The sequence below is a fragment of the Acidovorax sp. NB1 genome (assembly GCF_005405905.1).
In the GTDB taxonomy this organism is placed as follows: Bacteria; Pseudomonadota; Gammaproteobacteria; order Burkholderiales; family Burkholderiaceae_C; genus Acidovorax.
Genome location: NZ_BJHU01000013.1, coordinates 195,692 through 220,888, shown reverse-complemented (window position 1 = coordinate 220,888; position 25,197 = coordinate 195,692). Strand labels below are relative to the sequence as shown.

General features: G+C 63.8%; 24 protein-coding genes. 5 read left to right on the top strand and 19 right to left on the bottom strand.

Annotated elements, in window-relative coordinates:
- Nucleotides 1-3: 3 nt before the first annotated feature.
- The 15 genes from lepB to AvAM_RS05670 form a co-directional block, all read right to left on the bottom strand.
- Nucleotides 4-978: a signal peptidase I gene (lepB, locus tag AvAM_RS05740; protein WP_137746184.1), complete on the bottom strand. Its 975-nt coding sequence runs from the start codon at nucleotides 976-978 to the stop codon at nucleotides 4-6.
- Nucleotides 978-2,786, bottom strand: coding sequence for a translation elongation factor 4 (lepA, locus tag AvAM_RS05735; RefSeq protein ID WP_137746183.1), 1,809 nt, complete (start codon nucleotides 2,784-2,786; stop codon nucleotides 978-980). The genes lepB and lepA overlap by 1 nt, the downstream gene beginning before the upstream one ends.
- A gap of 509 nt (nucleotides 2,787-3,295) precedes the next feature.
- Complete coding sequence (locus AvAM_RS05730) at nucleotides 3,296-4,765, bottom strand: DegQ family serine endoprotease (RefSeq protein WP_137746182.1); 1,470 nt, start codon at nucleotides 4,763-4,765, stop codon at nucleotides 3,296-3,298.
- Between the two features lie 151 nt (nucleotides 4,766-4,916).
- Complete coding sequence (locus AvAM_RS05725; RefSeq protein WP_137746353.1) at nucleotides 4,917-5,996, bottom strand: MucB/RseB C-terminal domain-containing protein; 1,080 nt, start codon at nucleotides 5,994-5,996, stop codon at nucleotides 4,917-4,919.
- A 42-nt stretch (nucleotides 5,997-6,038) separates the two neighbouring features.
- A complete protein-coding gene (locus tag AvAM_RS05720; protein WP_137746181.1) occupies nucleotides 6,039-6,704 on the bottom strand; it encodes a sigma-E factor negative regulatory protein in 666 nt (221 codons plus the stop codon).
- 9 nt (nucleotides 6,705-6,713) lie between these two features.
- A complete protein-coding gene (gene rpoE, locus AvAM_RS05715; protein ID WP_137746180.1) occupies nucleotides 6,714-7,340 on the bottom strand; it encodes an RNA polymerase sigma factor RpoE in 627 nt (208 codons plus the stop codon).
- 6 nt (nucleotides 7,341-7,346) lie between these two features.
- Complete coding sequence (locus tag AvAM_RS25870) at nucleotides 7,347-7,658, bottom strand: hypothetical protein (protein WP_249367957.1); 312 nt, start codon at nucleotides 7,656-7,658, stop codon at nucleotides 7,347-7,349.
- A gap of 337 nt (nucleotides 7,659-7,995) precedes the next feature.
- Nucleotides 7,996-9,240, bottom strand: a complete 1,245-nt coding sequence (gene fabF, locus AvAM_RS05705; protein ID WP_137746178.1) for a beta-ketoacyl-ACP synthase II — start codon at nucleotides 9,238-9,240, stop codon at nucleotides 7,996-7,998.
- A gap of 47 nt (nucleotides 9,241-9,287) precedes the next feature.
- Nucleotides 9,288-9,527 (bottom strand): acyl carrier protein, encoded by a 240-nt coding sequence (gene acpP / locus AvAM_RS05700; protein WP_137746177.1) that lies wholly within the window; start codon nucleotides 9,525-9,527, stop codon nucleotides 9,288-9,290.
- Nucleotides 9,528-9,630: 103 nt separating this feature from the next.
- A complete protein-coding gene (fabG, locus tag AvAM_RS05695; RefSeq protein WP_137746176.1) occupies nucleotides 9,631-10,389 on the bottom strand; it encodes a 3-oxoacyl-ACP reductase FabG in 759 nt (252 codons plus the stop codon).
- Nucleotides 10,386-11,336 carry an ACP S-malonyltransferase gene (gene fabD / locus AvAM_RS05690; RefSeq protein WP_137746175.1) on the bottom strand — a complete coding sequence of 317 codons (951 nt, stop codon included), beginning with the start codon at nucleotides 11,334-11,336 and terminating at the stop codon, nucleotides 10,386-10,388. Before fabD ends, fabG begins: the two co-directional genes overlap by 4 nt.
- A 60-nt stretch (nucleotides 11,337-11,396) precedes the next feature.
- The gene (locus tag AvAM_RS05685) at nucleotides 11,397-12,374 is read right to left on the bottom strand and encodes a beta-ketoacyl-ACP synthase III (RefSeq protein WP_137746174.1); all 978 of its coding nucleotides are present in this window, start codon (nucleotides 12,372-12,374) and stop codon (nucleotides 11,397-11,399) included.
- Nucleotides 12,374-13,426, bottom strand: coding sequence for a phosphate acyltransferase PlsX (gene plsX, locus AvAM_RS05680; protein WP_137746173.1), 1,053 nt, complete (start codon nucleotides 13,424-13,426; stop codon nucleotides 12,374-12,376). Before plsX ends, AvAM_RS05685 begins: the two co-directional genes overlap by 1 nt.
- A gap of 104 nt (nucleotides 13,427-13,530) precedes the next feature.
- Nucleotides 13,531-13,713, bottom strand: coding sequence for a 50S ribosomal protein L32 (gene rpmF, locus AvAM_RS05675; protein ID WP_005794249.1), 183 nt, complete (start codon nucleotides 13,711-13,713; stop codon nucleotides 13,531-13,533).
- Between the two features lie 110 nt (nucleotides 13,714-13,823).
- Complete coding sequence (locus AvAM_RS05670) at nucleotides 13,824-14,372, bottom strand: DUF177 domain-containing protein (RefSeq protein WP_137746172.1); 549 nt, start codon at nucleotides 14,370-14,372, stop codon at nucleotides 13,824-13,826.
- A gap of 25 nt (nucleotides 14,373-14,397) precedes the next feature.
- Between AvAM_RS05670 and AvAM_RS05665 the strand changes: the two genes are divergently transcribed.
- The 3 genes from AvAM_RS05665 (at nucleotide 14,398) to AvAM_RS05655 (ending at nucleotide 16,960) form a co-directional block, all read left to right on the top strand.
- Entirely contained in the window at nucleotides 14,398-14,997 is a 600-nt protein-coding gene (locus tag AvAM_RS05665) for a Maf family nucleotide pyrophosphatase (RefSeq protein WP_137746171.1), read from the top strand.
- Nucleotides 14,994-15,770 (top strand): SAM-dependent methyltransferase, encoded by a 777-nt coding sequence (locus tag AvAM_RS05660; RefSeq protein WP_137746170.1) that lies wholly within the window; start codon nucleotides 14,994-14,996, stop codon nucleotides 15,768-15,770. Before AvAM_RS05665 ends, AvAM_RS05660 begins: the two co-directional genes overlap by 4 nt.
- 89 nt (nucleotides 15,771-15,859) lie before the next feature.
- Entirely contained in the window at nucleotides 15,860-16,960 is a 1,101-nt protein-coding gene (locus AvAM_RS05655) for a toxin-antitoxin system YwqK family antitoxin (protein ID WP_137746169.1), read from the top strand.
- A gap of 164 nt (nucleotides 16,961-17,124) precedes the next feature.
- On the opposite strand, the gene AvAM_RS05650 is transcribed toward AvAM_RS05655, so the two are convergent.
- The 4 genes from AvAM_RS05650 to AvAM_RS05635 all read right to left on the bottom strand — a co-directional run bounded on the left by AvAM_RS05650 (nucleotide 17,125) and on the right by AvAM_RS05635 (nucleotide 20,377).
- The gene (locus AvAM_RS05650; protein WP_137746168.1) at nucleotides 17,125-18,171 is read right to left on the bottom strand and encodes a S49 family peptidase; all 1,047 of its coding nucleotides are present in this window, start codon (nucleotides 18,169-18,171) and stop codon (nucleotides 17,125-17,127) included.
- Nucleotides 18,172-18,266: 95 nt separating this feature from the next.
- Complete coding sequence (locus tag AvAM_RS05645; RefSeq protein ID WP_137746167.1) at nucleotides 18,267-18,644, bottom strand: Rieske 2Fe-2S domain-containing protein; 378 nt, start codon at nucleotides 18,642-18,644, stop codon at nucleotides 18,267-18,269.
- A 28-nt stretch (nucleotides 18,645-18,672) separates the two neighbouring features.
- Nucleotides 18,673-19,347, bottom strand: coding sequence for an HAD family hydrolase (locus tag AvAM_RS05640; RefSeq protein WP_137746166.1), 675 nt, complete (start codon nucleotides 19,345-19,347; stop codon nucleotides 18,673-18,675).
- A 28-nt stretch (nucleotides 19,348-19,375) separates the two neighbouring features.
- Entirely contained in the window at nucleotides 19,376-20,377 is a 1,002-nt protein-coding gene (locus AvAM_RS05635; protein WP_137746165.1) for an RluA family pseudouridine synthase, read from the bottom strand.
- Between the two features lie 598 nt (nucleotides 20,378-20,975).
- Here AvAM_RS05635 and AvAM_RS05630 point away from each other — a divergent pair.
- Both AvAM_RS05630 and yaaA read left to right on the top strand, forming a co-directional pair.
- Nucleotides 20,976-24,134, top strand: coding sequence for an Rne/Rng family ribonuclease (locus AvAM_RS05630; protein WP_137746164.1), 3,159 nt, complete (start codon nucleotides 20,976-20,978; stop codon nucleotides 24,132-24,134).
- Between the two features lie 239 nt (nucleotides 24,135-24,373).
- Entirely contained in the window at nucleotides 24,374-25,159 is a 786-nt protein-coding gene (yaaA, locus tag AvAM_RS05625; RefSeq protein ID WP_137746163.1) for a peroxide stress protein YaaA, read from the top strand.
- The last annotated feature ends 38 nt before the right edge of the window (nucleotides 25,160-25,197 follow it).

The window sequence follows — 25,197 nt, the reverse complement described above, 5'->3', positions numbered from 1 at the left end:
GCATCAGTGGAACGAACCGATGCGCTTGAAATTACCGAAATTCATCCAGACAAAAAAGGCCTTGCCCACGATATTGCCCTCGGGGACAAACCCCCAGTAGCGGGAGTCCAGCGAGTTATCGCGGTTGTCGCCCATCATGAAATAGTGGCCCTCAGGGACCTTGCAGGCAACGCCTTCAACACTGTAGCGGCAGTTTTCGCGATAAGCAAAATTGCTGGCACCCTGCACAAAGGCGGGCACGTCGGGGTTGTTCAGCAAACGGTGCGGCTTCTCACCCAGCGTTTCCTCAAACTGCTTGAAGTAACGCATCGCGTCTTCTTCAAAAAAATCTGGCACCGCTTTGGTGTCGATGGCCTTGCCATTGATGGTGAGGCGCTTGTTGATGTAGGCCACTTCGTCTCCGGGCACACCCACCACACGCTTGATGTAGTCCATGCTGGGCTGAGGCGGATACCGGAACACCAGCACATCACCCCGCACCGGCTTGTTGCCTTCCGTGATCTTTGTGTTGATCACCGGAAGGCGCAGACCGTAGGTGAATTTGTTCACCAGGATCAGGTCCCCCACCAGCAGGGTCGGGATCATGGAGCCAGACGGAATCTTGAACGGCTCGAAAAGGAACGAGCGCAAGAAAAACACCGCAACGATCACAGGGAAGAGTCCGGCAGTCCAGTCCAACCACCAGGGCTGCATCAGGATCTGGCCCTTGGCCTCCTGCACATCCACATCGATCTTCTGAATGCCCATGCGGTCCAGCTCGGCGCGGCGCGCCACAGCCGCATCTTCGATCGCCTGCGCAGCAAGGCGGCGGCGCGGCAAGAAGTAGAACCGCTCTGCCACCCAGTAAGCGCCAGTAATCACCGTGGCCAGGAACAGCAGCAACGCGAAGTTGCCCTCGATGGCACCAAAATACCAGGCACCGACATAACCAGCGAACCCGGCCAGCACCAGAGACGTGAGAATTTGCATGAACTGCATCAATCTTCCACCTGCAAAATGGCCAGGAACGCCTCCTGGGGCACCTCGACCGAACCGATCTGCTTCATCCGCTTCTTGCCCGCCTTCTGCTTTTCGAGCAGCTTGCGCTTGCGGGAGATGTCCCCGCCGTAGCACTTGGCCAGCACGTTCTTGCGCAAGGCCTTGATGGTCTCGCGCGCAATGATGTTGGCGCCGATCGCAGCCTGGATGGCCACGTCATACATCTGGCGGCTGATGATCTCGCGCATCTTGGCAACTACGGCGCGACCCCGGTACTGAGATTGCGAGCGGTGCACGATGATGGAGAGTGCATCTACCTTTTCGCCGTTTAGAAGGATGTCCACCTTCACCACGTCGGACGCACGGTATTCCTTGAACTCGTAGTCCATGGAGGCATAGCCGCGCGACACCGACTTGAGCTTGTCGAAGAAGTCGAGCACGATTTCGCCGAGTGGCATTTCGTAGGTGAGCATCACCTGGCGACCGTGGTACGCCATGTTCATCTGCACACCACGCTTCTGGTTGGCCAGCGTCATCACCGGGCCCACGTAGTCCTGGGGCATGTACAGATGCACCGTGACGATGGGCTCGCGGATCTCCTCCAGCCGCCCCTGGTCGGGCATCTTTGAAGGGTTCTCGACCATGATCACTTCGCCATCGGCCTTGACCACCTGGTAGACCACGCTGGGCGCCGTCGTGATGAGGTCCTGGTCAAACTCGCGCTCCAGACGCTCTTGCACGATTTCCATGTGCAACAAGCCCAGGAAGCCGCAGCGGAAACCGAAACCCAGCGCCTGGCTGACTTCCGGCTCGTAATGCAAAGAGGCGTCATTGAGCTTGAGCTTTTCGAGTGCATCGCGCAGCGAGTCGTATTCGCTCGCCTCGGTCGGGTACAGACCAGCAAACACCTGGGGCTGGATTTCCTTGAAGCCGGGCAGCGCCTCGGCGGCAGGGCCCGCATTGTTGGGCAACTTCTTTTCGAGGGTGATCGTGTCGCCCACCTTGGCTGCCTGCAGTTCCTTGATGCCGGCGATGATGTAGCCCACCTGCCCTGCGTCGAGCGAATTGCGCGGCTCGTTGGCAGGCGTGAACACACCCAGGTTGTCCGCGTTGTACACCGCGCCACTGGCCATCATCTTGATGCGTTCGCCTTTCAGCAAACGGCCATCGACCACGCGCACCAGCATCACCACGCCCACGTAGCTGTCAAACCAACTATCAATGATCATCGCGCGCAGCGGGCCGTCCGCAGCGCCACGCGGCGCGGGCACCTTGGCCACAATGGCTTCAAGAATCTCGTCGATGCCCATGCCCGTTTTTGCCGAGCAGGGGATGGCATCGGTCGCGTCGATGCCGATCACATCTTCCACTTCGGCCTTGGCGTTGTCTGGGTCGGCGTTGGGCAGATCCATCTTGTTGAGGACTGGCACCACCTCCACACCCAGGTCCAGCGCCGTGTAGCAGTTCGCCACCGTCTGGGCTTCCACTCCCTGCGAGGCATCGACGACGAGCAGTGCGCCCTCACATGCAGACAGTGAACGAGAGACCTCGTAGGAGAAGTCCACATGGCCCGGCGTATCGATCAGATTGAGGTTGTAGATCTGGCCATCGCGCGCCTTGTACTGCAGCGCAGCGGTCTGCGCCTTGATGGTTATCCCACGCTCTTTTTCGATGTCCATCGAGTCCAGGACCTGGGCCTCCATCTCGCGCTCCGCAAGCCCGCCACACCGCTGGATCAAGCGGTCAGCCAGCGTCGACTTGCCATGGTCGATGTGCGCAATGATGGAAAAATTTCTGATGTGATTCATCAACGGAAAGCGTCAAGTGATTGAATTAAAACGGCGCCCACAAGAAAAAAGGGCGCGTCGAGTGGCGACGCGCCCTGAACCAACAATCATTGGCAACTGCGATAGTTGGATCTTCATTGTAGGCAAAAAGGCCGCTTGGAAAAGCCCGCCTGACTGTACCCAAGGGGAGTTGCCGGTCTGCAACAGGGATTTTATACACAGTTTATTCACAGTTGGCGCAACAACAACGCTGGACAACTTGTGGGTGAGCTGTGGATCAGCTGTGCATTACACAGAAACATCCCGCATCGTGAACCCGACGCCAGTCAATATGCAGATAAGCGTTTAACGGATGCCTCTATTCTATCGAATTCAGTTGAAGGACCTTCAAAAAGTTAGCAAAAGCTAACATCTAGACATCCTCGGAAGGCAACCGCAAAAAACACAAAAAAAGAAATGAGCCCCCAAAGGCCTGATCAAAGACAAGGGGAATCGGTCACCCGCAACTCCCCTTCCCTGTCACCGCCTCTTCAGCGGCCAGACCGGATCAGGGCGTATTGGGCCCACTCACCACGCCGGTACAGCACATTGACGGACTTGCTTTTGTCGGCTTTGGCCAGCACGGACTCGAACTCCTTCACCCCCGAGATTTCCGTATTGGCCACCGACAGAATGATGTCCCCCTCGCGCAGGCCTGCACGGGCAGCAGCGTCAGTGGCAGTCACCACCACCACGCCCCCCTTGAGCTTGAACTCTTTCTTTTGCGCGTCTGTCAGCTCCGTCACCGACAGCCCCACCTGTTGTGCAGCCGCAGATGCCTTGGGTTTTTCTTCGCGCTCAGCGAGCTTTGCAGCAGGCTTGTCGGGCTCAATCTCGGCGATGGTGATGCCGAGATCACGCGACGCCCCGCGACGGAACACCGTCACCGTGCTCTTGCTTCCAGGCTTGGTGTTGCCCACAAGACGCGGCAGATCGGCCACTTTCTCGATAGGTTTCCCGTCGAACCGCGTGATGATGTCCCCCGCCTCCACACCGGCTTTGTCGGCGGGCGACCCACCCTCCACGCCAGTGACCAGGGCGCCTTGCGCCTTGCCCAGGCCAATCGACTCGGCCACATCCTTGGTGACTGCGCCAATCTGCACGCCGATGCGCCCGCGCGTCACGCGCCCCGAGGCGCGCAACTGCTCACTCACCCGCATGGCTTCATCCATGGGAATGGCAAACGAGATGCCCATGAAGCCACCCGAGCGGGAATAGATCTGGCTGTTGATGCCCACCACCTCGCCACGCATGTTGATCAGCGGACCGCCTGAATTGCCGGGGTTGATGGCCACATCGGTCTGAATGAACGGCAGGTAGTCGCCCGTGTCGCGCTGCTTGGCGCTCACGATGCCGGCCGTGACCGTGTTCTCCAGTCCGAAGGGGGAGCCGATCGCCATGACCCACTCACCCACACGCAGGCGGCTCACGTCCCCCACCTTGACTGCAGGCAGGCCCGTCGCCTCGATCTTGACCACGGCCACATCCGTGCGCTTGTCTGCCCCCACGATCTTGGCCTTGAACTCGCGCTTGTCCGGAAGCGTCACGATGACCTCATCGGCCCCCTCCACCACGTGGGCGTTGGTCATGACAAAACCGTCCGCCGTCAGGATGAACCCAGATCCCACTCCCCGTGGCTGCTGTTCCTCTTCCTGCTGCGGCCTCTGCGGGCGCTGCTGACGAGGCTGGTTGGGGATAGGCACACCAAACCGCCGGAAAAACTCCAGCATCTCCTCATCCATACCATTGGCACCAGCGCGGGACGATGCTTTTTCGACCGTACGGATGTTGACCACCGATGGCCCCACCTGGTCCACCAACTCGGTGAAATCTGGCAAACCCCGGACCACCGCCGCTGGTTGAGCCCACGCTGCCTGAGGCAACGCCACGGCGCTGGCGACCCCGGCAAACATGCACGCCAATGCCACAGAGCGCAGCTTATTTCCATCGAACTTCGTCATCTTCGACCTTTCGTGAATTGTGCAAATGCTGTCCATCAACTTGCTGTGACTGTGAAGAGTGTGCAGCGAATTGGTTCCCGGCGAGGGCCCCACTTTCGCAGTGCGTCAGCAGCTGGACAGCGGTGGCGCCCAACACAGAACACGAAGCCGTTCAGCGCAAGCGTTCGAGCTGCCCGGCAAAGAGGCGCAGCGTCTGCTGCGGAACCTCGCCAACCGCCGTGAGCCAGGTATCGGGCGATACCCGCTGGGCCAGCAACTGCGTCGCACCCATGCCTGACACCTGGGATTGCGCCGGGTGGCGCTGAGGATCAAAGGACTCCAGGAACAAAGAAACGGAAGCCAGGCCGTCGGAGTACAGACACTGCAGCACACTCTGGGCATCGTCTGCCGCAGAGACTGCACGCCGATGGCAGCTGACGAGCACGAAACCAGCCACCGGCTGCCGCAACGCCCAACCCTCGTCCTGGGCCGTCGTCTTCACCACAGTCGGGGCGATCACCTTGTAGCCCGATGTGGAATCCATCAATCGGGAGAGTTGCTCCACCCGCACCGATGCGTTCAAATCCAGCTCCGAAAAAGCCGCCTGCTCCAGCACCCGGCCATCCAGGGCCAGGGTTTGCAATTTCACAACCAACCCGGTATCGCGCTCTACCCAGAGGCGGTAACCGAACCGCAAGGCGTCCATAGGCTTGAACCACACCACATCGGCCACAAACCCTGCCACCCGCTCCTGTCCAAGCAGCTGGGAGGTATAGAACTGGGCCATGGACGTACCGCTGACCACGGGCACTCGCGGGAAAAGCCCGGCAGCGTCGCGACGGTCCGTGCGCACAACACGCGCCTGCGGCAAGAAAGTGCGCACCTCATCGTTGCGCCGGAACACAGTGCGCGGCGTACCACTCAGAGACTCCACCCGCTCCATCTGCTGCGCCCCGTCGCACGCGTGCCAAATGCGAGAACTGGACATCGCCCCGTTCGCAGACATCACCACGAACACCCCGGCATAGGATTTCCGGCAGGGCGCACTGTGCATGCGCTCCACCCACTGCGCCATATCACGCTCAGCGGGTGCAGCAGCCACATCTGCAGAAGGAGCGGCAGCATGGCCGCCCCCCGGGGCCGCAGCCATCACCGCAGAAGCCCCCAAGCCACATGCAACAGCGACCCACCAGGGCATCAGCCACCGATTGCGAAGGATTCTGACAACGCCCAGCACTCCCGATGTGTTCATCACGCGATCTCAACGCCTGTAGCAGGCATACCTATTCCAGACTCACCGACCTGGAGTTTCAAACGTTGCATTGCGCAGAAAGCCGGCAGGCATCTGCAGTGCGGATGTGCTGCCAAACTGCTTGTGGGCCGCCAGCAGCTCATCCAGCCGGGGATCTCGGAGCATCACTTGTTGCCCGTCAGCATCGGCCACGGCCACCACAGGCGCCCCCTGGACAGGGGTGCTGCGCTCGGGCACCGCCGCCAACTGGGCGCCCGCTCCGGCAGGTCCCGCCCCCTGCAAGCTGGCCAGGGACGTCCAGCCTATAGCCGCCACAGCGGCCAATGAAGCAAAGCCCGCCACCATCTTCCAGCGGAACACGGACGCATTGGCCGCCTCGGGCAACCCGGCGGCAACCACCTCCACCGGGGTCGGGACATGGGAACGCACCGGAGGCGCCTCCTGGGCCAACTGCTCACGCAAGCGGGCCATGAAGGCCGGACTGGCAGGCTGTGCAAGATCTGCGGAGCGCAGCACATCACCCACCATGTGATACAGCTGCCAGGTCTTGGCCCCTTCTTCATCCCCAGACGCGTAGGCGAATGCAGCCTCCAGTTCGTCACCGTGGAGCTGGCCATCGGCCAGGGCAGAGAGCCGCTCCCTGGGATCCACCCCTTGGGCCGCAGGGCCACCCGCCCATTCATTGGTACCTGTTTTAGCCTTGTTCATTCCATCACCTCACCACCGTTTGCCCGACTGGTTCTCAAGCAGGGGACGCACTTTGGCCGAGATGGCCTCGCGCGCCCGGAATATCCGGGACCGCACCGTGCCGATGGGGCATCCCATGGCCGCTGCGATCTCTTCGTAACTCAGGCCCTCAATCTCGCGCAGCGTTACTGCCTGGCGCAAGTCATCGGGCAATGCCTCCATGGCCGCATTCACCACCTGCGCAATCTCTTGGGCGGCCAGCACGGTCTCGGGGGTTTCGTCGCTGGTTAGTTCGTGTCCGAGCCGGGAAGTTTCATCCTCGTCGTCACTGCCCCGAAAGGCATTCTCGGAAATGACCGGGTTGCGCTTCATGTCCATCAGCGCCTTTTTGGCAGTGTTGACGGCAATGCGGTACAGCCAGGTGTAGAACTGCGCGTCGCCACGGAACTGGTGGAGCGCCCGATAGGCCCGGATAAAAGTCTCTTGCGCAATGTCCTGGACGATATCCGTGTCGCGCACCATGCGCCCGATCAAACGCTCGATGCGGCGCTGGTACTTGATGACCAGCAGTTCATAGGCGCGCTGATCGCCCGCTACCGTGCGCTCCACCAGGTGGAGATCGCTGTCTTCGGAGGGAGAAGGCGAATTTACAGTCATGGATACTCAGGATTCACGCCCGGCGGCCGTGGCCGGGGCGGTTGCATCAGCGTTGTCAGCGCGCGGTACGGCGCGCGAATATACCGCACGGCGCATGTCCAGCCAGCGCTCGGGCTGGCTTGCACGCTCCAGCCAAAGCCAGGTACGGCGATGCCCCGCAGGAGAGACACACACCCAAAGGTGGGCCTGCAGGTCAAGAAGGACTTCGGGTGGCGCGGAAAGTGCCCGGAATATTTCGCCAGACCCGTCGCGCTCCATCGTCCAGCCCTGCCCGTCCCAACGCAGGGCGCCCACCCACTGGCGGCGCCAGAAATGCATCGCACCAACGGCAGCTGCCAACCAAAGAGCGCCAGCCGCAATCACAGCACCCCAGGACGGCCTCGCCCCACTTGCAAGCCAAGCACCTAGCACCGCCGCCCCCGCAAGCACCAAACCAGCCAGCGCGACACCCAAAGTCCTGCTGCACCGCAAGGGGTAAAACACCGCAGGCGCGCGCCGTGTGAGACGGTTCATGGGAAAAGCACCGCCAGCGAGCCAACAAAAAAACACCCGGCAAACACCCATCGCCCTGCCAAGCAGGGGATGGGCACCTGGGGTGTTTCGCAATGGCAGTCCACGGGCATACACGCCGCGATGGAGCAAGCAGCCAAAGGGATCAGATACGCTTGAAAACCAGCGTCCCGTTGGTGCCGCCAAAACCGAAGTTGTTCTTGACGGCCACGTCGATCTTCATGTCACGCGCCGTGTTGGCGCAGTAGTCCAGATCGCACTCGGGGTCCTGGTTGAACAGATTGATGGTGGGAGGCACCTTCTGTTCGTGCAAGGCCAGCACAGTGAAAACACTTTCAATCCCCCCGGCACCACCGAGCAGATGGCCCGTCATGGATTTGGTGGAGCTGACGACGGTCTTGTAGGCATGTGCACCCAAGGCCGCCTTGATGGCGTTGGTCTCGTTGATATCGCCCAGCGGAGTAGACGTGCCGTGCGCATTCAGGTAATCCACCTGGTCGGCATTGATACCCGCATTGCGCAAGGCGCTGAGCATGGCGCGGCGGGGGCCGTCCATATTCGGGGCGGTCATGTGGCCCGCATCCGCGCTCATGCCAAAGCCACTGAGCTCGGCGTAAATCTTGGCGCCACGGGCCTTGGCGTGTTCGTACTCTTCGAGCACCATCACGCCAGCGCCTTCGCCCAGCACAAAACCGTCGCGGTCCTTGTCCCAGGGGCGGGAGGCAGTTTGGGGATCGTCATTGCGGGTGGACAAGGCACGCATGGCCGCAAAGCCACCAATGCCCAGCGGCGAGACCGTGGACTCCGTGCCACCGGCCACCACCACATCCGCGTCGCCGTATTCGATCATGCGGCCCGCTTCTCCGATGCAGTGCAAGCCCGTTGTACAGGCAGTCACCACAGCCAGATTCGGCCCCTTGAAGCCAAAGCGCATGGACACATGGCCGGCCACCATATTGATGATGGACGCGGGTACAAAAAACGGCGTGATACGCCGTGGTCCACGACTGGCCAGTTCCGCATGGGTGTCTTCGATCAGCGGGAGGCCACCAATGCCAGAGCCGATCACGCAGGCAATGCGCGTGGCGAACTCGTCACTGAGCGCTTCGCCCGTGGGCAAGCCAGCATCCTGCACAGCCTGTGCAGCAGCGGCAATGCCGAAGTGGATGAAGGTGTCCATCGCGCGCGCATCCTTGGCGCTGATGTACGACTCCAGGTCAAGACCTTTGACCTCTCCTGCAATCCTGCAGGCGAAGTTCGACGCGTCGAACTTGGTGATGAGATCAATGCCGGACTTGCCGGCAAGGAGGTTGGCCCAGGAATCGGCCACCGTGTTACCCACGGGGCTGACGCAACCCAGGCCGGTCACGACAACGCGACGACGGCTCATGCGTAAAAACCTTCTGCTGATCGCTTGAGTCAGGCGCAGGGCGCCGCTCAGGCCTTCTGGTGGGTATTGGCGTAGTCGATGGCGTTTTGCACCGTGGTGATCTTCTCGGCGTCTTCGTCCGGGATCTCGATGCCGAATTCGTCTTCCAGAGCCATCACCAGTTCCACCGTGTCGAGCGAGTCGGCACCGAGGTCTGCCACGAAGGACTTTTCATTGGTGACTTGGGACTCTTCCACACCGAGTTGTTCGGCAATGATTTTTTTGACGCGTGCTTCGATATCGCTCATGGTTTCCCTCTGGGGGTTGTGAATGAATCCGCGATTCTAGCCGCTTAAGGAGAAGCCCCTAAACGACCCGCCGTCCGGATGAACCGGCGTTAACTTGTCTCAATTACATGTACATGCCGCCATTGACGTGCAACTCCTGCCCCGTCACATAGCCAGCCTCGCGCGAGGCGAGGTATGCCACGGCGTGTGCGATGTCCGCTGTCTTGCCCATGTGGCCCAGCGGGATCTGTGCATTGAGTGCTTTTTGCTGGTCTTCGGGCAGCACGGAGGTCATGTCGGTCTCGATGAAACCCGGCGCCACGCAGTTCACGGTGATGTTGCGGCTGCCCAGTTCACGGGCCAGTGCGCGCGTCATGCCGGCCACGCCAGCCTTGGCCGCCGCATAGTTGGCCTGACCCGGATTGCCCGATGCACCCACCACACTGGTGATGCTGATGATGCGGCCAAAACGCTGCTTCATCATCGGGCGGATGGCCGCACGGCTCATGCGGAACACGGCCTTGAGGTTGGTGTCGAGCACCGCATCCCAGTCGTCGTCCTTCATGCGCATGGCCAGGGTGTCGCGCGTGATGCCAGCGTTGTTCACAAGCACATGCAGGCCGCCCTGCTGCTTCACAATGGCATCCATCAGCGCCTCGACAGCCGCAGCGTCGTTCACATTGAGGTTCGCACCACGGCAACCTGGGTAGGCCGACAACGCCTGGCTGATCCGCCCAGCGCCCTCGTCCGTGGTGGCCGTACCCACGACCTGGTAGCCACGCACAGCCAGCTCCAAGGCAATCGCCGCGCCAATGCCGCGCGATGCGCCGGTCACCAGCGCCACCTGCGCTGCCTGTACTGCCGTCTGGGTCGATTCCGTCATGCCAACAACTCCCGGGTTTCGGCCAGCGTGGCCGAGTCAAACAATGCAGCGCCGACCAGTTCGGGGTCGATGCGTTTGGTGAGGCCTGCCAATACCTTGCCAGGGCCACTTTCAATGATGTGGGTCACGCCACGGCCTTTGAGCGCTTGCACGCACTCCACCCAGCGCACCGGACCAAAGGCCTGGCGGTAGAGCGCATCGCGAATGGCTTCGGCGCCCTGCTGCACCGCCACGTCCACGTTGTTGACCACCGGAATCTGCGGCGCAGCCAAAGCAACGTCGGCCAGGGCCACGCGCAGCTTTTCGGCTGCAGGCTTCATCAGGCTGGAGTGGAAAGGCGCCGACACCGGCAACAGCAGCGCGCGCTTGGCACCCGCAGCCTTGAGCACTTCACATGCTTTGTCCACGCCCGCCTTGGTGCCAGCAATCACGGTCTGGATCGGGTCGTTGAAATTAACAGCCTCGACCACCTCGGCGGTGCCGGGCCCGAACGATGCCAGCGCCTCGGCACACCCGGCGATGACCTTGGAGGCCTCCATGCCCAGGATGGCTGCCATGGCGCCGGTGCCCACCGGCACGGCCTCTTGCATGGCCGCAGCGCGCAGTCGCACCAGCGGAGCCGCCTGCGCCAGCGTCAGGACACCCGCAGCCACCAGGGCCGAATACTCACCGAGCGAATGCCCAGCCAACGCCACCGGGGCCGCGCCCCCCTCGGCACGCCAGACACGCCAAGCCGCCACACCCGCCACCAGCATCACAGGCTGGGTGTTGGTGGTCAGCGCCAGCGCCTCCTTGGGGCCCTCTTTGATCAGGGCGCCCACATCTTCACCCAAGGCATCCGATGCTTCCTGCAGGGTCTGCGCCACCACGGGGTGGTCGCCCCAACCATCGAGCATGCCCACGGACTGTGAGCCTTGTCCGGGAAAGACAAATGCAAAAGACGTCATGAAAAATCCAGAAGTTTGAGAGAAATTGGGCGCTACCGCCTGCCCATATTGGATTTATAGCTACAACTTCAGGAGCACGGCACCCCAAGTGAAGCCACCACCCACCCCCTCCAGCAGCAGGGTCTCATCCTTTTTGACCTGGCCGGAACGCACCGCGTGGTCGAGCGCCAGCGGAATGGACGCCGCAGACGTGTTGCCATGCTGATCCACCGTGACCACCACCTTGTCCATGGACAGCTTCAGCTTGCGGGCCGTGCCCTGCATGATGCGGATGTTGGCCTGGTGCGGAATCAGCCAGTCGATATCGGCCTCGGTCAGCCCGGCCTTAGCCAGCGCGGCGTGGGCGGCCTTTTCCAGCACCCCCACTGCCAACTTGAAAACCGCCTGCCCATCCATCTTGAGGAGGGGATCCCCCAGCACCTGGCCACCCGACACATTGCCTGGCACACACAGGATGCCCACATGCTTGCCGTCAGCGTGCAGGTCGCTCGACAGAATGCCGGGCGTCTCCGACGCCTCCAGCACCACCGCACCAGCGCCATCACCAAACAGCACGCAGGTGGTGCGGTCATTGAAGTCCAGGATGCGGCTGAAAACCTCGGCACCGATCACCAACGCACGGCTGGCCGCCCCCGTCTGGATCATGGCGTCCGCCACTGACAGCGCGTACACAAAGCCGCTGCAGACCGCCTGCACGTCGAACGCAGGGCAGCCATTGGCCCCCAGCTTGTTCTGCAAGATACAGGCGGTGGAGGGGAACACCATGTCGGGCGTGGACGTGGCCACGATGATCAGGTCGATGTCCGTCGGCTGCAAACCGGCCGCCTGCAGGGCATGGCGAGCCGCCTCCACACCCAGATCACTGCTGGCCACATCGGGGGCCGCAAAGTGGCGCGCCCGGATACCAGTGCGCTCCACAATCCATTCGTCCGAGGTTTCGATGCCGCGTTGGCCCAGTTCGGCCACCAGATCGGCGTTGGTCAACCGGCGGGGGGGCAGGCAGCTGCCGGTGCCGGTAATGCGGGAATAACGTCTCATTATTGTGCGGTCGCCGCAACGCCAGGCTGGGGCTGGGCATCTGCAGGCACCAAAAGCGGCGCCGCATGCGCAATCCGGGTCCGGACACGGTCGAGCAGGTTGTTGCGGGCTGCATCATACGCCCGGTTCAAAGCCTGCTCGAAGGCCATGGCGTCGGCCGATCCATGGCTCTTGAACACCAGTCCGCGCAGGCCCAGCAGGGCTGCGCCGTTGTACCGACGGTAGTCCATGCGCTTCATGAGCGCTTTTAGAATCGGATAAGCGATGATCGCAGCCATTTTCGTAAAGATGTGGCGCGAGAACTCGGTCTTGAGCGCACCGATGATCATCGAGGCCACACCTTCGCTGGCCTTGAGTGCCACATTGCCCACAAAACCGTCACACACCACGATGTCCACGGTGCCTTTGAAAATGTCGTTGCCCTCAACATTGCCAAAAAAGTTCAAATCGCCAGACTTGGCGGCAGATCGCAGCAGTTCACCCGCTTTTTTGATGACTTCGCTGCCTTTGATGACCTCTTCGCCGATGTTCAGCAAACCCACCGTGGGCTCACCCCCCTCCTGAAGGACCGACACCAGGGCCGAGCCCATCACCGCGAACTGCAGCAGATGCTCGGCTGAGCAGTCCACATTGGCCCCCAGGTCCAGCACCGTGGTGGCGCCGCCCGTGGCATTGGGCAACTGGGTGGCAATGGCGGGGCGGTCAATGCCATCCAGTGTTTTAAGCAGATAACGGGCAATGGCCATCAAAGCGCCGGTGTTGCCCGCAGAGACAGCCGCCGCCGCCGCGCCATCCTTGACCTGCTGGATGGCCACACGCATCGAAGAGTCCTTCTTCTTGCGCAACGCCACCTCCACCGGATCGTCCATGGCCACCACCTCGGAGGCCGGGACGATGACGGCGCGGTCGTGCGCAAATGCTTGCAGGCTGTCGGGCAGCCCCACAAGCAGCAGGCGGGCGTCGGGGTGGTGTTCGAGAAACTGGCGGCACGCCGCGAGCGTGACGCGGGGGCCATGGTCGCCCCCCATGCAGTCAACAGCCAGTGTGATCATGGGCGACTTGTCCGACCAACGGATGGGGCCGGAAGAAAAATACGACGGTCAAAACAAAGGCCCGCACTACGCAAAGTAGTTGCGGGCCTTGGTGGAGGCTGAAATCAGGCTTCAGACTTGTTTTTCAGCACCTGACGGCCACGGTAGAAACCGTTGGGGCTGATGTGGTGACGCAGGTGCGTTTCACCGGTGGTGGGTTCCACAGCAATGCCTGGCACGTTCAGGGCATTGTGCGAGCGGTGCATGCCGCGCTTGGAAGGGGACTTTTTGTTTTGCTGAACGGCCATGATGGCTCCTGATCTTGAGTAGGTTGGTAAAAACGCGATCAGCCCAAAAGACACGATGGGATTCGCGTGAAGCCCACGATTATAACCCAAATGATTTTTGGGTCAGCCAATCACCCCTTGGGGTCCTTGCGCAGCCCGGCAAGCGCGGCAAAGGGGTTGGGCTTTTCGGCGTTGGCTTCTTCGAAATCCTCGTCGGAAGACGCCAGCGGCACGGCCGTGGGGCACTCGTCGTGTTTGGGCACCACGGGCAAGGCCATCAGCAGCTCGTCCTCGATGAGTTCGTGCAGGTCAAATTCGCGGCTCAGGGCGAGCAGGTCTTCCTCGCTCTCGTCGTCCAGGGCCTCGGCCGTGGCCTCATCGGCCACAAAACGGAACTCGCGGTCCACCTCCAGCGGCACGTCCACGGGGGTCATGCAGCGCTGGCACTCCATGGGGAAACTTGCGCGCACCTTGATGTGCAGCCACACCTGCCCCATGCCCCCCAGCGCGGTACGCACTTCGCCCACCGCCTCCCAGTCCACCAGGAGGTCCGGGTGCAGGCCCTTGGCCTCCTGGGCCAGCCGTTCGTACTTCAGCAGCGAGTCGTGGCCCGCCAGCCGTCCGCCCGCCTGTGCAAAGGCTTTCACGTCCAGGCGCTGCGGGGAGAATTCCTTGGTCATGGCGGCAGTGTAAGAGAATCGGCGCATGCATCAATCCCCCTCCCTGCAGCGCCCTCTGGTATTGGGCTCCACCTCGCGCTACCGGCGTGAATTGCTAGAGCGGCTGAACCTGCCTTTTGCCGTGGTGGCCCCGGATGTGGACGAAACCCCCCTGCCCGGCGAAGCGCCGCGTGCGCTGGCCCTGCGCCTGGCGCTGGCCAAGGCACACGCCGTGGCGCAACAACACCCCGAGGCCGTGGTGATTGGCTCCGACCAGGTGGCCGACCTGGCCGGTGAGCCGCTGGGCAAGCCGGGCCAGCATGAGCGCGCCGTGCAGCAGTTGCGCCAGATGCGCGGCCAGACCGTGGTGTTCCAGACCGCGCTGGCCGTGGTGTGCGCCGCCACCGGCTTTGAGCAAGCAGACCTCGCCCCGGTGGAGGTGAAGTTCCGCGACCTGTCCGACGAAGAAATCGAGCGCTACCTGCGCGCCGAACAGCCCTATGACTGCGCAGGCAGCGCCAAAAGCGAAGGCCTGGGCATCGCCCTGCTCGACGCCATCCACAGCGACGACCCCACAGCGCTCATCGGCCTGCCGCTGATCCGCACCTGCCGCATGCTGCGCGCTGCAGGGCTGGTGCTGCCATGAGCGCGAAAACCGGCACGCTGTACCTGGTTCCAGCCCCCCTCGACTTTGGCTGCGACACCCAGGCCCCGCTGCAGGACGCCCTGCCCTCGGCCACCCTGCAGACGGCCGCACGCCTGACCCACTGGGTCTGCGAAAACGCCAAGAGCACACGCGCATACCTCAAGCGCATTGACGCCCTTCATCCCCTGGCAGCCTCCCTGCAGCAACAGCAGATCACCGAGTTGCCACGCGAAGTCCACAAAAAAGGCGACCACGGCGACAAAGGCTCGGCCCCGTTCGACGCGCGCCCGCTGTTGGCCGCAGCACTGAACGGGCACGACATCGGCCTGGTCAGCGAGGCGGGCATGCCCGCTGTGGCCGACCCCGGCTCGTCCGTGGTGCGCGCTGCGCATGACCTTGGCATCCCGGTGGTTCCCCTGGTCGGCCCGGTCTCTCTGCTGCTGGCCCTGGCGGCCAGCGGGCTGAACGGACAGAACTTCGCCTTTGTGGGCTACCTGCCCCAGGACAGCCAGGAGCGCACCCAGCGCATCAAGGAGCTGGAGGGCCTGGCGCTCAAGACGGGGCAGACCCAGCTTTTCATCGAAACCCCGTACCGCAACGCCGCCCTGTGGCAGGCCCTGGTGCAGACACTGCAGCCCCACACCCGGCTGGCGCTGGCCAGCGGGCTGACGCTGCCCGACGCACGCATCCACAGCCAGCTGGTGCGGCAATGGCGCCAACAACCCGCACCGCCCGACAACCGCACCCCGGTCGTGTTTGCACTGGGCCGCTGAGCATGGCAAAGCACTTCCACCCAATTGCTATATTTTTAATAGCTATTGGTGCTTATGGAACGCGCGCAGAGGCCATTATTCGTTGTGAATTGAATGGCAAGGCGATCAACATTTCCAATGGCGCTGAAACGGCGGGCCAGTCGGGCCTGGTGCGCTGCCGCGACGAGAACACCGGCCATGTGCAGCGTGAACAGCAGTTGCAAAACGGCAAGTTCATGGGCCAGGAGCGCATGTTCGACCGCGACGGCCGCCTGCAGCGCGAACGCACGGTGAACGACCGCGGCAACAGCCACGGCCGGGTGGCGGAGTTCTGGCCCAACGGCCAGGTGCGGCGCGAGGAAACCGCCGACAACGGCCGCACCCAGGGCGCGGTGCGCCGCTTCGACGCCAGCGGCCGTGTGGAGCGCGTGTCCTTCCACGGCGAGGGCCAGGAGCTTTTTTACGTGGAGTACACCAGCAAAGGCCAGCCAGCGCGCCTGCTGTGCCCGCGCACCAGCGTGCTGCCTGAAGACCGCAAACTCTGCGGTTTTGACGGCGCCACCGACACCCTGCTTTATGCCGAGAGCGGTGCGCGCTCGGCCCAGCTGCGCTACGACCAGGGCCGGCTGCTGAACGCCACCGAATGGACCGCCGACGGCACCGTCTCTGCCCAGCAACTGGTGGTGGATGGCCGACGGGTGCACAAGGGCTTCACCACCGAAGGCGGCAAGAGCGTGCTGCGCGAGGAACGCGTCTTCGCGCCCGACGAACGCACCTTGCGGGACACCCGCGGCCACTTGCTGAGCGCCAAGCGCTATGGCGCCTCGGGCCAGCTCATCGAGCAGCGCAGCTTTGCCGAAGGCCGCGAGGTGCAGGTGGAGCGCTGGTACCTGAACGGCGCGGTGCGCGAGCGCAGCGCCTGGAGCGGCACCGGCAAGGACGCCCGCCTGCTGCGCGAGATGTACCGGGACGACGGCAAGCTGGCGCGGCGCGACCAGCTCAATGCCGACCAGTGGCCCGTGGGCACGCAGCAGGCCTTTCACGACAACGGCCGCCTGGCGCTGGAAGAGCAGTACTCCGACCCCGATGCACGCGGGCGCACCCGGCTCACGGCACGCAAGCAGTGGGACGAAAGTGGCAAGCTGGTGGCGGACGACACCATCCTGGAAGACGGCTCGCGCCAGCGCAAGGCCGGCGGGGTGGACAGCTGAGGGCGTCACCCCTTGATGCGCCCCCCAAGGCAATGCCCCCTCTCCTTCTGAGAGTCACCGCAGGCGCGGCACAGCCAGCAACCCCAACGCAAAATGCCCCGGATGGAGACTCCATCCGGGGCATTTTTTGGCGGTCACCGGCCGTCCGGCCGGGTGGATCACAGTCAGCGCAGCTGGGGGCCCGCCAACGACAGTGACTTGACCGCGCCCACCCCCATCGCAGCGCCAAAGCGCTTGACCAGGCGTTCGGCCACGTTGTCGCGGCGGGTGTAGTCAATGATGTCTTCGGCCTTGACCACCTCACGCGCCACGTAGTCCAGGTTGCCCAGCTTGTCGGCCAGGCCCATCTCCACGGCCTGCTGGCCGGTCCAGAACAGGCCGCTGAACGTGTCGGGCGTGGTTTTGAGGCGGTCGCCCCGGCCGGCCTTCACCACGGCGATGAACTGCTGGTGGATCTGGTCGAGCATGGTCTGCGCATAGGCGCGCTGCTTTTCGGTCTGCGGGCTGAAGGGGTCGAGAAAACCCTTGTTTTCGCCTGCGGTGAGCAGGCGGCGCTCCACACCCAGTTTTTCCATGGTGCCGGTGAAGCCAAAACCGTCCATCAGCACACCGATGCTGCCCACGATGCTGGCCTTGTCCACGTAGATATCGTCGGCAGCGGCAGCAATGTAGTAGGCGGCCGAGGCACAAGTTTCTTCCACCACGGCATAGATGGGCTTCTTGTGCTTGGCCTTGAGGCGAATGATCTCGTCATTGATGATGCCGGCCTGCACCGGGCTGCCGCCCGGCGAGTTGATCAGCAGCACCAGCGCCTGCGAGCCTTCGTCTTCGAGCGCGCTGCGCATGGCGGCGACGACAAACTCGGCACTGGCCTCGGCACCGCTGGCAATTTCGCCCTTGATGTCCACCACCGCCGTGTGGGGGGTGCTCTTGCTGGCGCTGGGCGAGGCCTGGCGCAGGGCGGTGAAGGCCACGGCGGCAATCAGCGCCAGCCATACCAGGCGGAAAAAAATCTTCCAGCGGCGGGCGCTGCGCTGTTCGTTGAGGGCGGAGAAGGCCAGCTTTTCCAGCGTGGCGCGCTCCCAGCCGGGTTCACGCGATGGGTCGCTCACAGATGCTCCTGAATTTGTAGCTGCTTGCGCCCACAGGTCGGGCGCAGGGTTGGTTTTTGGATCAAAACCCGAGGATCCGGGCGATTGGGGGTCGGTCATGTCTTGTGTCCTGGGCGCTGCACCGCTGCTGCCTGTGCCCCCACGCAGGCGGCGGGTGGCAAGTGGCTGCTGGTGGAGGTTTTCGTCTGGATTGTCTAGAACTCCACGGGCTGCAGGTTGTAGGCAGTATGCCAGTGCACCACACCCTCGCTCTCTGACAAAACTATTTTCACCAACCCGCCCCGGCAGGGGCCTCCGGCACACTGGCCCGTGTGGGGCAGGTAGGCCGCCCCATGGGTGGCGCACAGCAACCACTGGCCGGTGTCGTCAAAAAACTGGCCTTCCTGGTAGTCCATCTCCATCGCCACATGGGTGCAGCGATTCAGATAGGCGTGGGGCAGGCCCCGGTAACGGATGGCGAAGGCCCGGCAGGTCTGCCCTGCATAGTGCACATCAAACGCCACGGCCCGGCCACCATCGACCAGGTCGGTGCTGTTGCACAGAGGGATGGCCTGCTCGGGGGGCGTGTGCATGGAAGGGGTCACGTCGCGCCAACCAGCCTCAGCCGTGCTGCAGCAGCCAGTCGTGCAGTTCACGCACCGAATGCACCACCGCCAACGGATTCAGCGCGTGGAAGACATCGGGCTCGTGAGCGCCATAGCTCACCCCCACGCTCGCACAGCCCGCGTTGACGGCCATCTGCAGATCGTGGGTGGTGTCCCCAATCATCAAGAGGCGCTCGGGTGCCACGTCGAATTCGGCCATCAGCTCCTGCAGCATCAACGGGTGAGGCTTGCCTGCGGTCTGGTCGGCGGTGCGCGAGCCGTCGAACACGCCGCGCAAGTCCACCGAGTGCAGTGCCTCGTCCAGCCCACGTCGGCTTTTGCCCGTGGCCACGGCCAGCAGGTGGCCGCGCTCGCGCAGGTCGTTCAGCAGGGGCAGCACGCCGTCGAACAGGCTCAGGTCGTCCTGGTGCTGGATGTAGTGAAAGCGGTAGCGGTTGCCCAGCTCGGTGTACTTCTCGGGCGGCACATCGGGGGCCGCATGGGCCAGCGCCTGCATCAGGCCCATGCCGATCACATAGGCGGCCTCCTTGTCGGTGGGCACGGTGCCGCCCACATCGCGCACCGCCGCCTGGATGCAGCGCACGATGATGGCGGTGGAATCGAACAAGGTGCCGTCCCAGTCAAAGGCGATCAGGTCGAAGCGGCGCGGACGGAAGTTTTTGACAGACATGGAAGCAGAGTTTTTTCGCGCAGGATCTTCAGGCGGTGGGCAAAAAATCGGCCAGCTCGGGGGGCAGCTCGGCGTTCAGTTGCACACGTTCGCCCGAGGTGGGGTGGTTGAACTGTAACCGCCATGCATGCAGGAACATGCGCTTCATCCCCTGCTTCTGCAGGCGTTTGTTGAGGTCGAAATCGCCGTATTTGTCGTCGCCCACAATGGCGTGGCCCTGGCTGGCCAGGTGCACACGGATCTGGTGGGTGCGGCCGGTCTTGATGGTCACCTCCAGCAGCGACATCGCAGACAGGCCCTGCTCCGGCCGGGAGGCTGCCGTGCTGCGCACCTTGACCAGAGTGATGGAGCGCATGCCGTCCGGGTCGTCGGCCGTGGTCACACGCACGCGGCGTTCTCCATCCGCTTGCAAATATTTGTGCAGCGGCAGGTCGATGACCTTCTTGTTGGCAGGCCAGGTGCCGGTGACCAGCGCCAGATAGGTCTTGCCCGTCTCGCGCTCGCGGAACTGGTCTTGCAAGTGAGTGAGCGCTGACCGCTTCTTGGCCACCAGCAGGATGCCCGAGGTTTCGCGGTCCAGCCGGTGCACCAGTTCCAGGAATTTGGAGGCCGGGCGCGCCTGGCGCAGTTGTTCAATCACGCCAAAACTCACACCACTGCCGCCGTGCACCGCCACGCCCGCAGGTTTGTCGATGGCGATCAGGTGCTCATCTTCGAGCAGGATGGGAAATTCGCGCGCGGGCGCCGGGCGCTCGGCCTTTTCGGCCACCTTGTCGGAGATACGCACGGGCGGCAGGCGCACCACGTCCCCCGCTTCCACGCGCGTGTCGGCACTCACGCGGCCTTTGTTGATGCGTACCTCGCCGCTGCGGATGATGCGGTAGACATGCGTTTTTGGCACACCTTTCAGGTGGCGTATCAAAAAGTTGTCGAGCCGCTGGCCTGCGGAGTCTTCGTCCACCTCCACCAGGCGGGCTGCGGGTAGCCCCGCAGGGGCGATGGGCGGTTTGGCCCCTATAATGTGTTTCACCTGCGCGTTGTCATGTAAGTGGTTGATTTGTCTGGAGTTTAGTCCACTCAGCCCTTTGCTTCACGCAGGCAGGTCGATGCCAGCGGGTGTCGTGCGCGCAGATTGCAGGCCAGATGCCTGTGGTGGCCCGCATGCCACGCGGCGGGCTGACAGATTGAAACACTGATACGGAATCCCCCAAGCTGGCAGATGTTCCCTACCCGGGCGCAGCCTGTCAGCGGATCGAAGCGAGCATGTGGCTGTTGATGGCATGGATGATGACCCTGTGGCGGAGGCTGCGGCCTTTGGCTGCATGCTCAAAATCGCCCTTAACGCCCAGCCAGCAAGCGCAATCAGCTACTTTTTTGCTAGCAAAACTGCGCTCCTACCACTCGCCCCCATCCACGCGCCCCTGCCTCACGATGCTGCGCTAGAGCGCGGCAGATCATTGGCATTCCCGGCAATTCCCTTCGTTTCGATGCGTCAGTCCAGGCATTCACAGCTCCTGTAGAGCTTGTTGTTAATGGTTTGGAACTGTGGGCGGCAGCCCGCGCAGCTTTCCCCGCTGAGAGGGATGGTTGCACCGCTGCTGTCCGCAACACACTGAAGGAATCGCATCATGAAGCGGATGCTCATCAACGCCACGCAGCCCGAAGAACGGCGCCTGGCCATCGTCGATGGACAAAAACTCCTCGACTACGAAATCGAGATCGAAGGGCGCGAACAGCGCAAGGGCAACATCTACAAGGCCGTCGTCACGCGCGTCGAGCCCTCGCTGGAAGCCTGTTTTGTGGACTACGGCGAAGACCGCCACGGCTTCCTGCCCTTCAAAGAAATCTCGCGCCAGTACTTCGCCCCCGGCGTCTCGCCCAGCCAGGCGCGCATCAACGAAGTCATCAAGGAAGGCCAGGAGCTGCTGGTCCAGGTCGAAAAGGAAGAACGTGGCAACAAGGGCGCAGCCCTGACCACCTTCATCAGCCTGGCAGGCCGCTATGTGGTGCTGATGCCCAACAACCCCCGTGGCGGTGGCGTGTCGCGCCGCATCGAGGGCGAGGACCGCGCCGAGCTCAAGGAGGCGATGGACCAGCTGGAGTACCCCAACGGCATGTCCATCATTGCGCGCACCGCCGGCATCGGCCGCACTGCGCCTGAGCTGCAGTGGGACCTGAACTACCTGCTCAAGCTCTGGAACGCCATCGACGGCGCCGCCAAGGGTGGCCGGGGCGCGTTCCTGATCTACCAGGAATCGAGCTTGGTGATCCGCGCGATCCGCGACTACTTCAACAACGACATCGGTGACATCCTCATCGATACCGACGACATCTACGAACAGGCGCAGCAGTTCATGGCGCACGTCATGCCCGAGCATGCCGCCCGCGTGAAGCGCTACCGCGACGACGCCGCCCTGTTCAGCCGCTTCCAGATCGAGCACCAGATCGAGTCGGCCTACGCCCGCACCGTGAGCCTGCCCTCGGGCGGTGCCATCGTGATCGACCACACCGAAGCGCTGGTCTCGGTGGACGTGAACTCGGCCCGCGCCATCAAGGGCGGCGACATCGAGGAAACCGCCACCCGCACCAATCTGGAAGCCGCCGATGAAGTGGCCCGCCAGATGCGCTTGCGCGACCTGGGCGGCCTGATCGTGATCGACTTCATCGACATGGAAGAGTCGAAGAACCGCCGCGAAGTGGAAAACCGCCTGCGCGACGCGCTGCGCCAGGACCGCGCCCGCGTGCAGTTCGGCACCATCAGCAAGTTCGGCCTCATGGAAATGAGCCGCCAGCGCCTGAAGCCTGCATTGAGCGAAGGCTCATCCATCCCCTGCCCCCGCTGCGGCGGCTCGGGCCACATCCGCGACACCGAATCGTCGGCGCTGCAGATCCTGCGCATCATTCAAGAAGAGTCGATGAAGGACAACACCGCCGCCGTGCACTGCCAGGTGCCGGTGGAAGTGGCCTCGTTCCTGCTGAACGAAAAGCGCACCGAGATCGCCAAGATCGAACTCAAGCAGCGCGTGGCCGTGCTGATGGTGCCCAACAAGACGCTGGAAACCCCCAACTACCGCCTGGAACGCCTCAAGCACGACGACCCGCGCCTGGACCACATCGAGGCCAGCTACAAGCTTGCCGAAGAAGTGGAAGACCCGACGTCTGTCACGCGTCGCTCGCAGGAGCCCACCAACAAGCAAACCCCGGTGATCAAGGGCGTGTTGCCTGATGCTCCCGCCCCCGTGGCCGAGCCCCGCCCCGAAGGCGCAGCCCGCCCACCACGTGCAGGCCAGCCACAACGTGGCGCCGCAGCACCGACACCCGCACCAGCCCCCGTGGCCGCGCCTGCACCGGCAGCTCCCCAAGAACAAGGCTTCTTTGCCTGGCTCAAGAGCCTGTTCGGCTTTGGTGGCACCCCCGCAGCGGCCCCTGCCCCGGTGGCAGCCCCCGCAGCTGCACCGGCCGCCGAGCCTGCTGGCCGTGGTGAACCCCGCCGCGAAGGCCGCAATGGCGAAGGCCGTGGCCGCCGCAGCGGTGGCCGCGATGGCAACCGGGACAGCAGCCGTGATGGCCAGCGCGAAGGTGCCCGTGACGGCAACCGCGAAGCGGGCAGCGGCGAAGGCCGTGGCCGCCGTGGCGAACGTTCGGCCGAAGGCCGCGCCCCCCGCGACGCAGAGAGCCGCCCACCGCGTGACGCCGACCGCCGCCCCGAAGGCGAAGGCCGCGAAGGTGGTGGCCGCAACGGACGCGATGGCCGTGACGGTGGCCGTGGCCGCCGCGATGCCGAGCCCCGCCAGCACACCGCCGGCCTGAATGGTGACAACACCGCCGCCAGTGCGCAGGTGGAGGGCCCAGGCAACCAGGGCACCGGCACCGAAGGCGCTCCAGCCCAGCAACCCCGTGGCGAACGGGGCCCCCGCCGCGAACGCGGTGACCGTGGTGACCGCGCTCCCCGTGGCGAACGCGCACCCCGCGCCGTAGAAGCCCAGGAAGCCGCAGCGGCCACAGCCCCCGCCGTGCCTGGCGACTTTGTGGACACCGCGCCCATGGCCTCGTTGCCCGACCTGGACCTGAGCGGCAATGACGCCCCTGGCAATGGCCAGGGTGCCGGTGGAGAAGAACAGCGCCGCGAGCGCCGTTCGCGTGACCGCTATGGCCGTGACCGCCGTGAACGCGGTGAACGTGGCCCCCGCGATGGCAACGGTGCCGACGCAGCCGCCGCACCGGCCATGCTGGACTTCGACCCCACCCAGGCCGAGCCCGCTGCAGCCCCTGTGGCGCCCGTAGCCTCCGAGCAGGACGAGCCACCACGCCGCAGCTACTTCAGTGCCCCGGCCGCCACGCCCGCGGCTCCAGTGGCCGCAGCGCCCGAAGCCACCGAAGCCGTAGCCACTGCGGCAGCCCCCGTGGCTGCTGCGCCCGCGCCCGTAGCGGCAGCTGCAGCGCCTGTGGCTGCAGCCCCTGCCGCGCCCGCTGCAGTGACACCCGCTCCGGCGGCCACCCCTGCAACCGCCCCAGCCAAGGGCGGTCTGCCCCGCGTGCAGGCGTTCACGCTGCCTGTCGATGCGCTGCAGCAAGTGGCTGCCTCGTCGGGTCTGCAATGGGTGAACTCCGATGTGGACAAGATCGCTGCCGTGCAGGCCGCGATTGCCGCCGAACCCAAGCCCATCCACGTGCCCCGCGAACGCCCCCCCGTGGTGGTGCTGGACGAAGGCCCGCTGGTGCTGGTGGAAACCCGCCGCGACCTGTCGGCCATGGCGCTGCCTTTTGAGCAGCCGCCAGCGGCGTAAGGCGCGCGCACATGGCTGCTGCCCCCGGGCGGTGGCTGTGCCCCCAGAAGGCGGCCCCGGCCGCCTTCTTTTTTTGGTGCGCGGCAAAACCATCCAAACGGTTTGCGAGTGCTGCTTGCGCCCCCCGCCATTACCCTTGGGCAACCCGCGGCCAGGGCTCAGCAAGTACCATTTCCTGTAGCGCCAGCAACGCTGCTGGCCGATCGCCCCCCCCAAAGACCCGAGAGCTTTTCGCCCCCATGCTGTTCCTGCTGTCCCCCGCCAAATCGCTCGACTACGACACGCCCCTGTCCGAGGGCCTGCCACACACCACGCCGCAGTTTGTGCCGCAATCCACGGCCCTCATCGAGGTGCTGCGTGCGCAGTCCCCGCAGCAGATTGCCTCGCTGATGGCCCTGAGCGACACGCTCGCGGCGCTGAATGTGGCGCGCTACCAGGCATGGCGCCCGCGTTTCACGGCCAGCAATTCGCGCCAGGCCGTGCTGGCCTTCAACGGTGATGTGTACGACGGGCTGCAAGCCCGCAGCCTGAGCCCCGACGACCTGGGCTGGGCACAAAGCCACGTGGCCATCCTGAGCGGCCTGTATGGCGTGCTGCGGCCACTGGACCGCATGCAGCCCTACCGCCTGGAGATGGGCACGCGCCTGGCCACCGGTGCGGGCAGCAACCTGTACCAGTTCTGGGGCAGCCAGATTGCCGAGCACCTGAACACCCGGCTGCGTGCCGACACCACACCGGTGGTGGTCAACCTCGCCTCGCAGGAATACTTCAAGGCCGTGGACCGCAAGGCGCTCAAGGCCCGCGTGATCGAATGTGTGTTCGAGGACTGGAAAGGCGGCGACTACAAGATCATCAGCTTCTTTGCCAAGCGCGCGCGCGGCCTGATGGCGCGCTATGCCATCACCCACCGCATTGCCACGCCACACAAGCTCGAAGGTTTTGATCTGGACGGCTATGCCTTTGCACCGGCATCATCCGAGCCCGAGCGCCTGGTGTTCCGGCGCAAGGCGGCGCCTGCCGTGTAAATTGTTCTGCCCAACAGCCCGTACCCCGTTGAAGGACC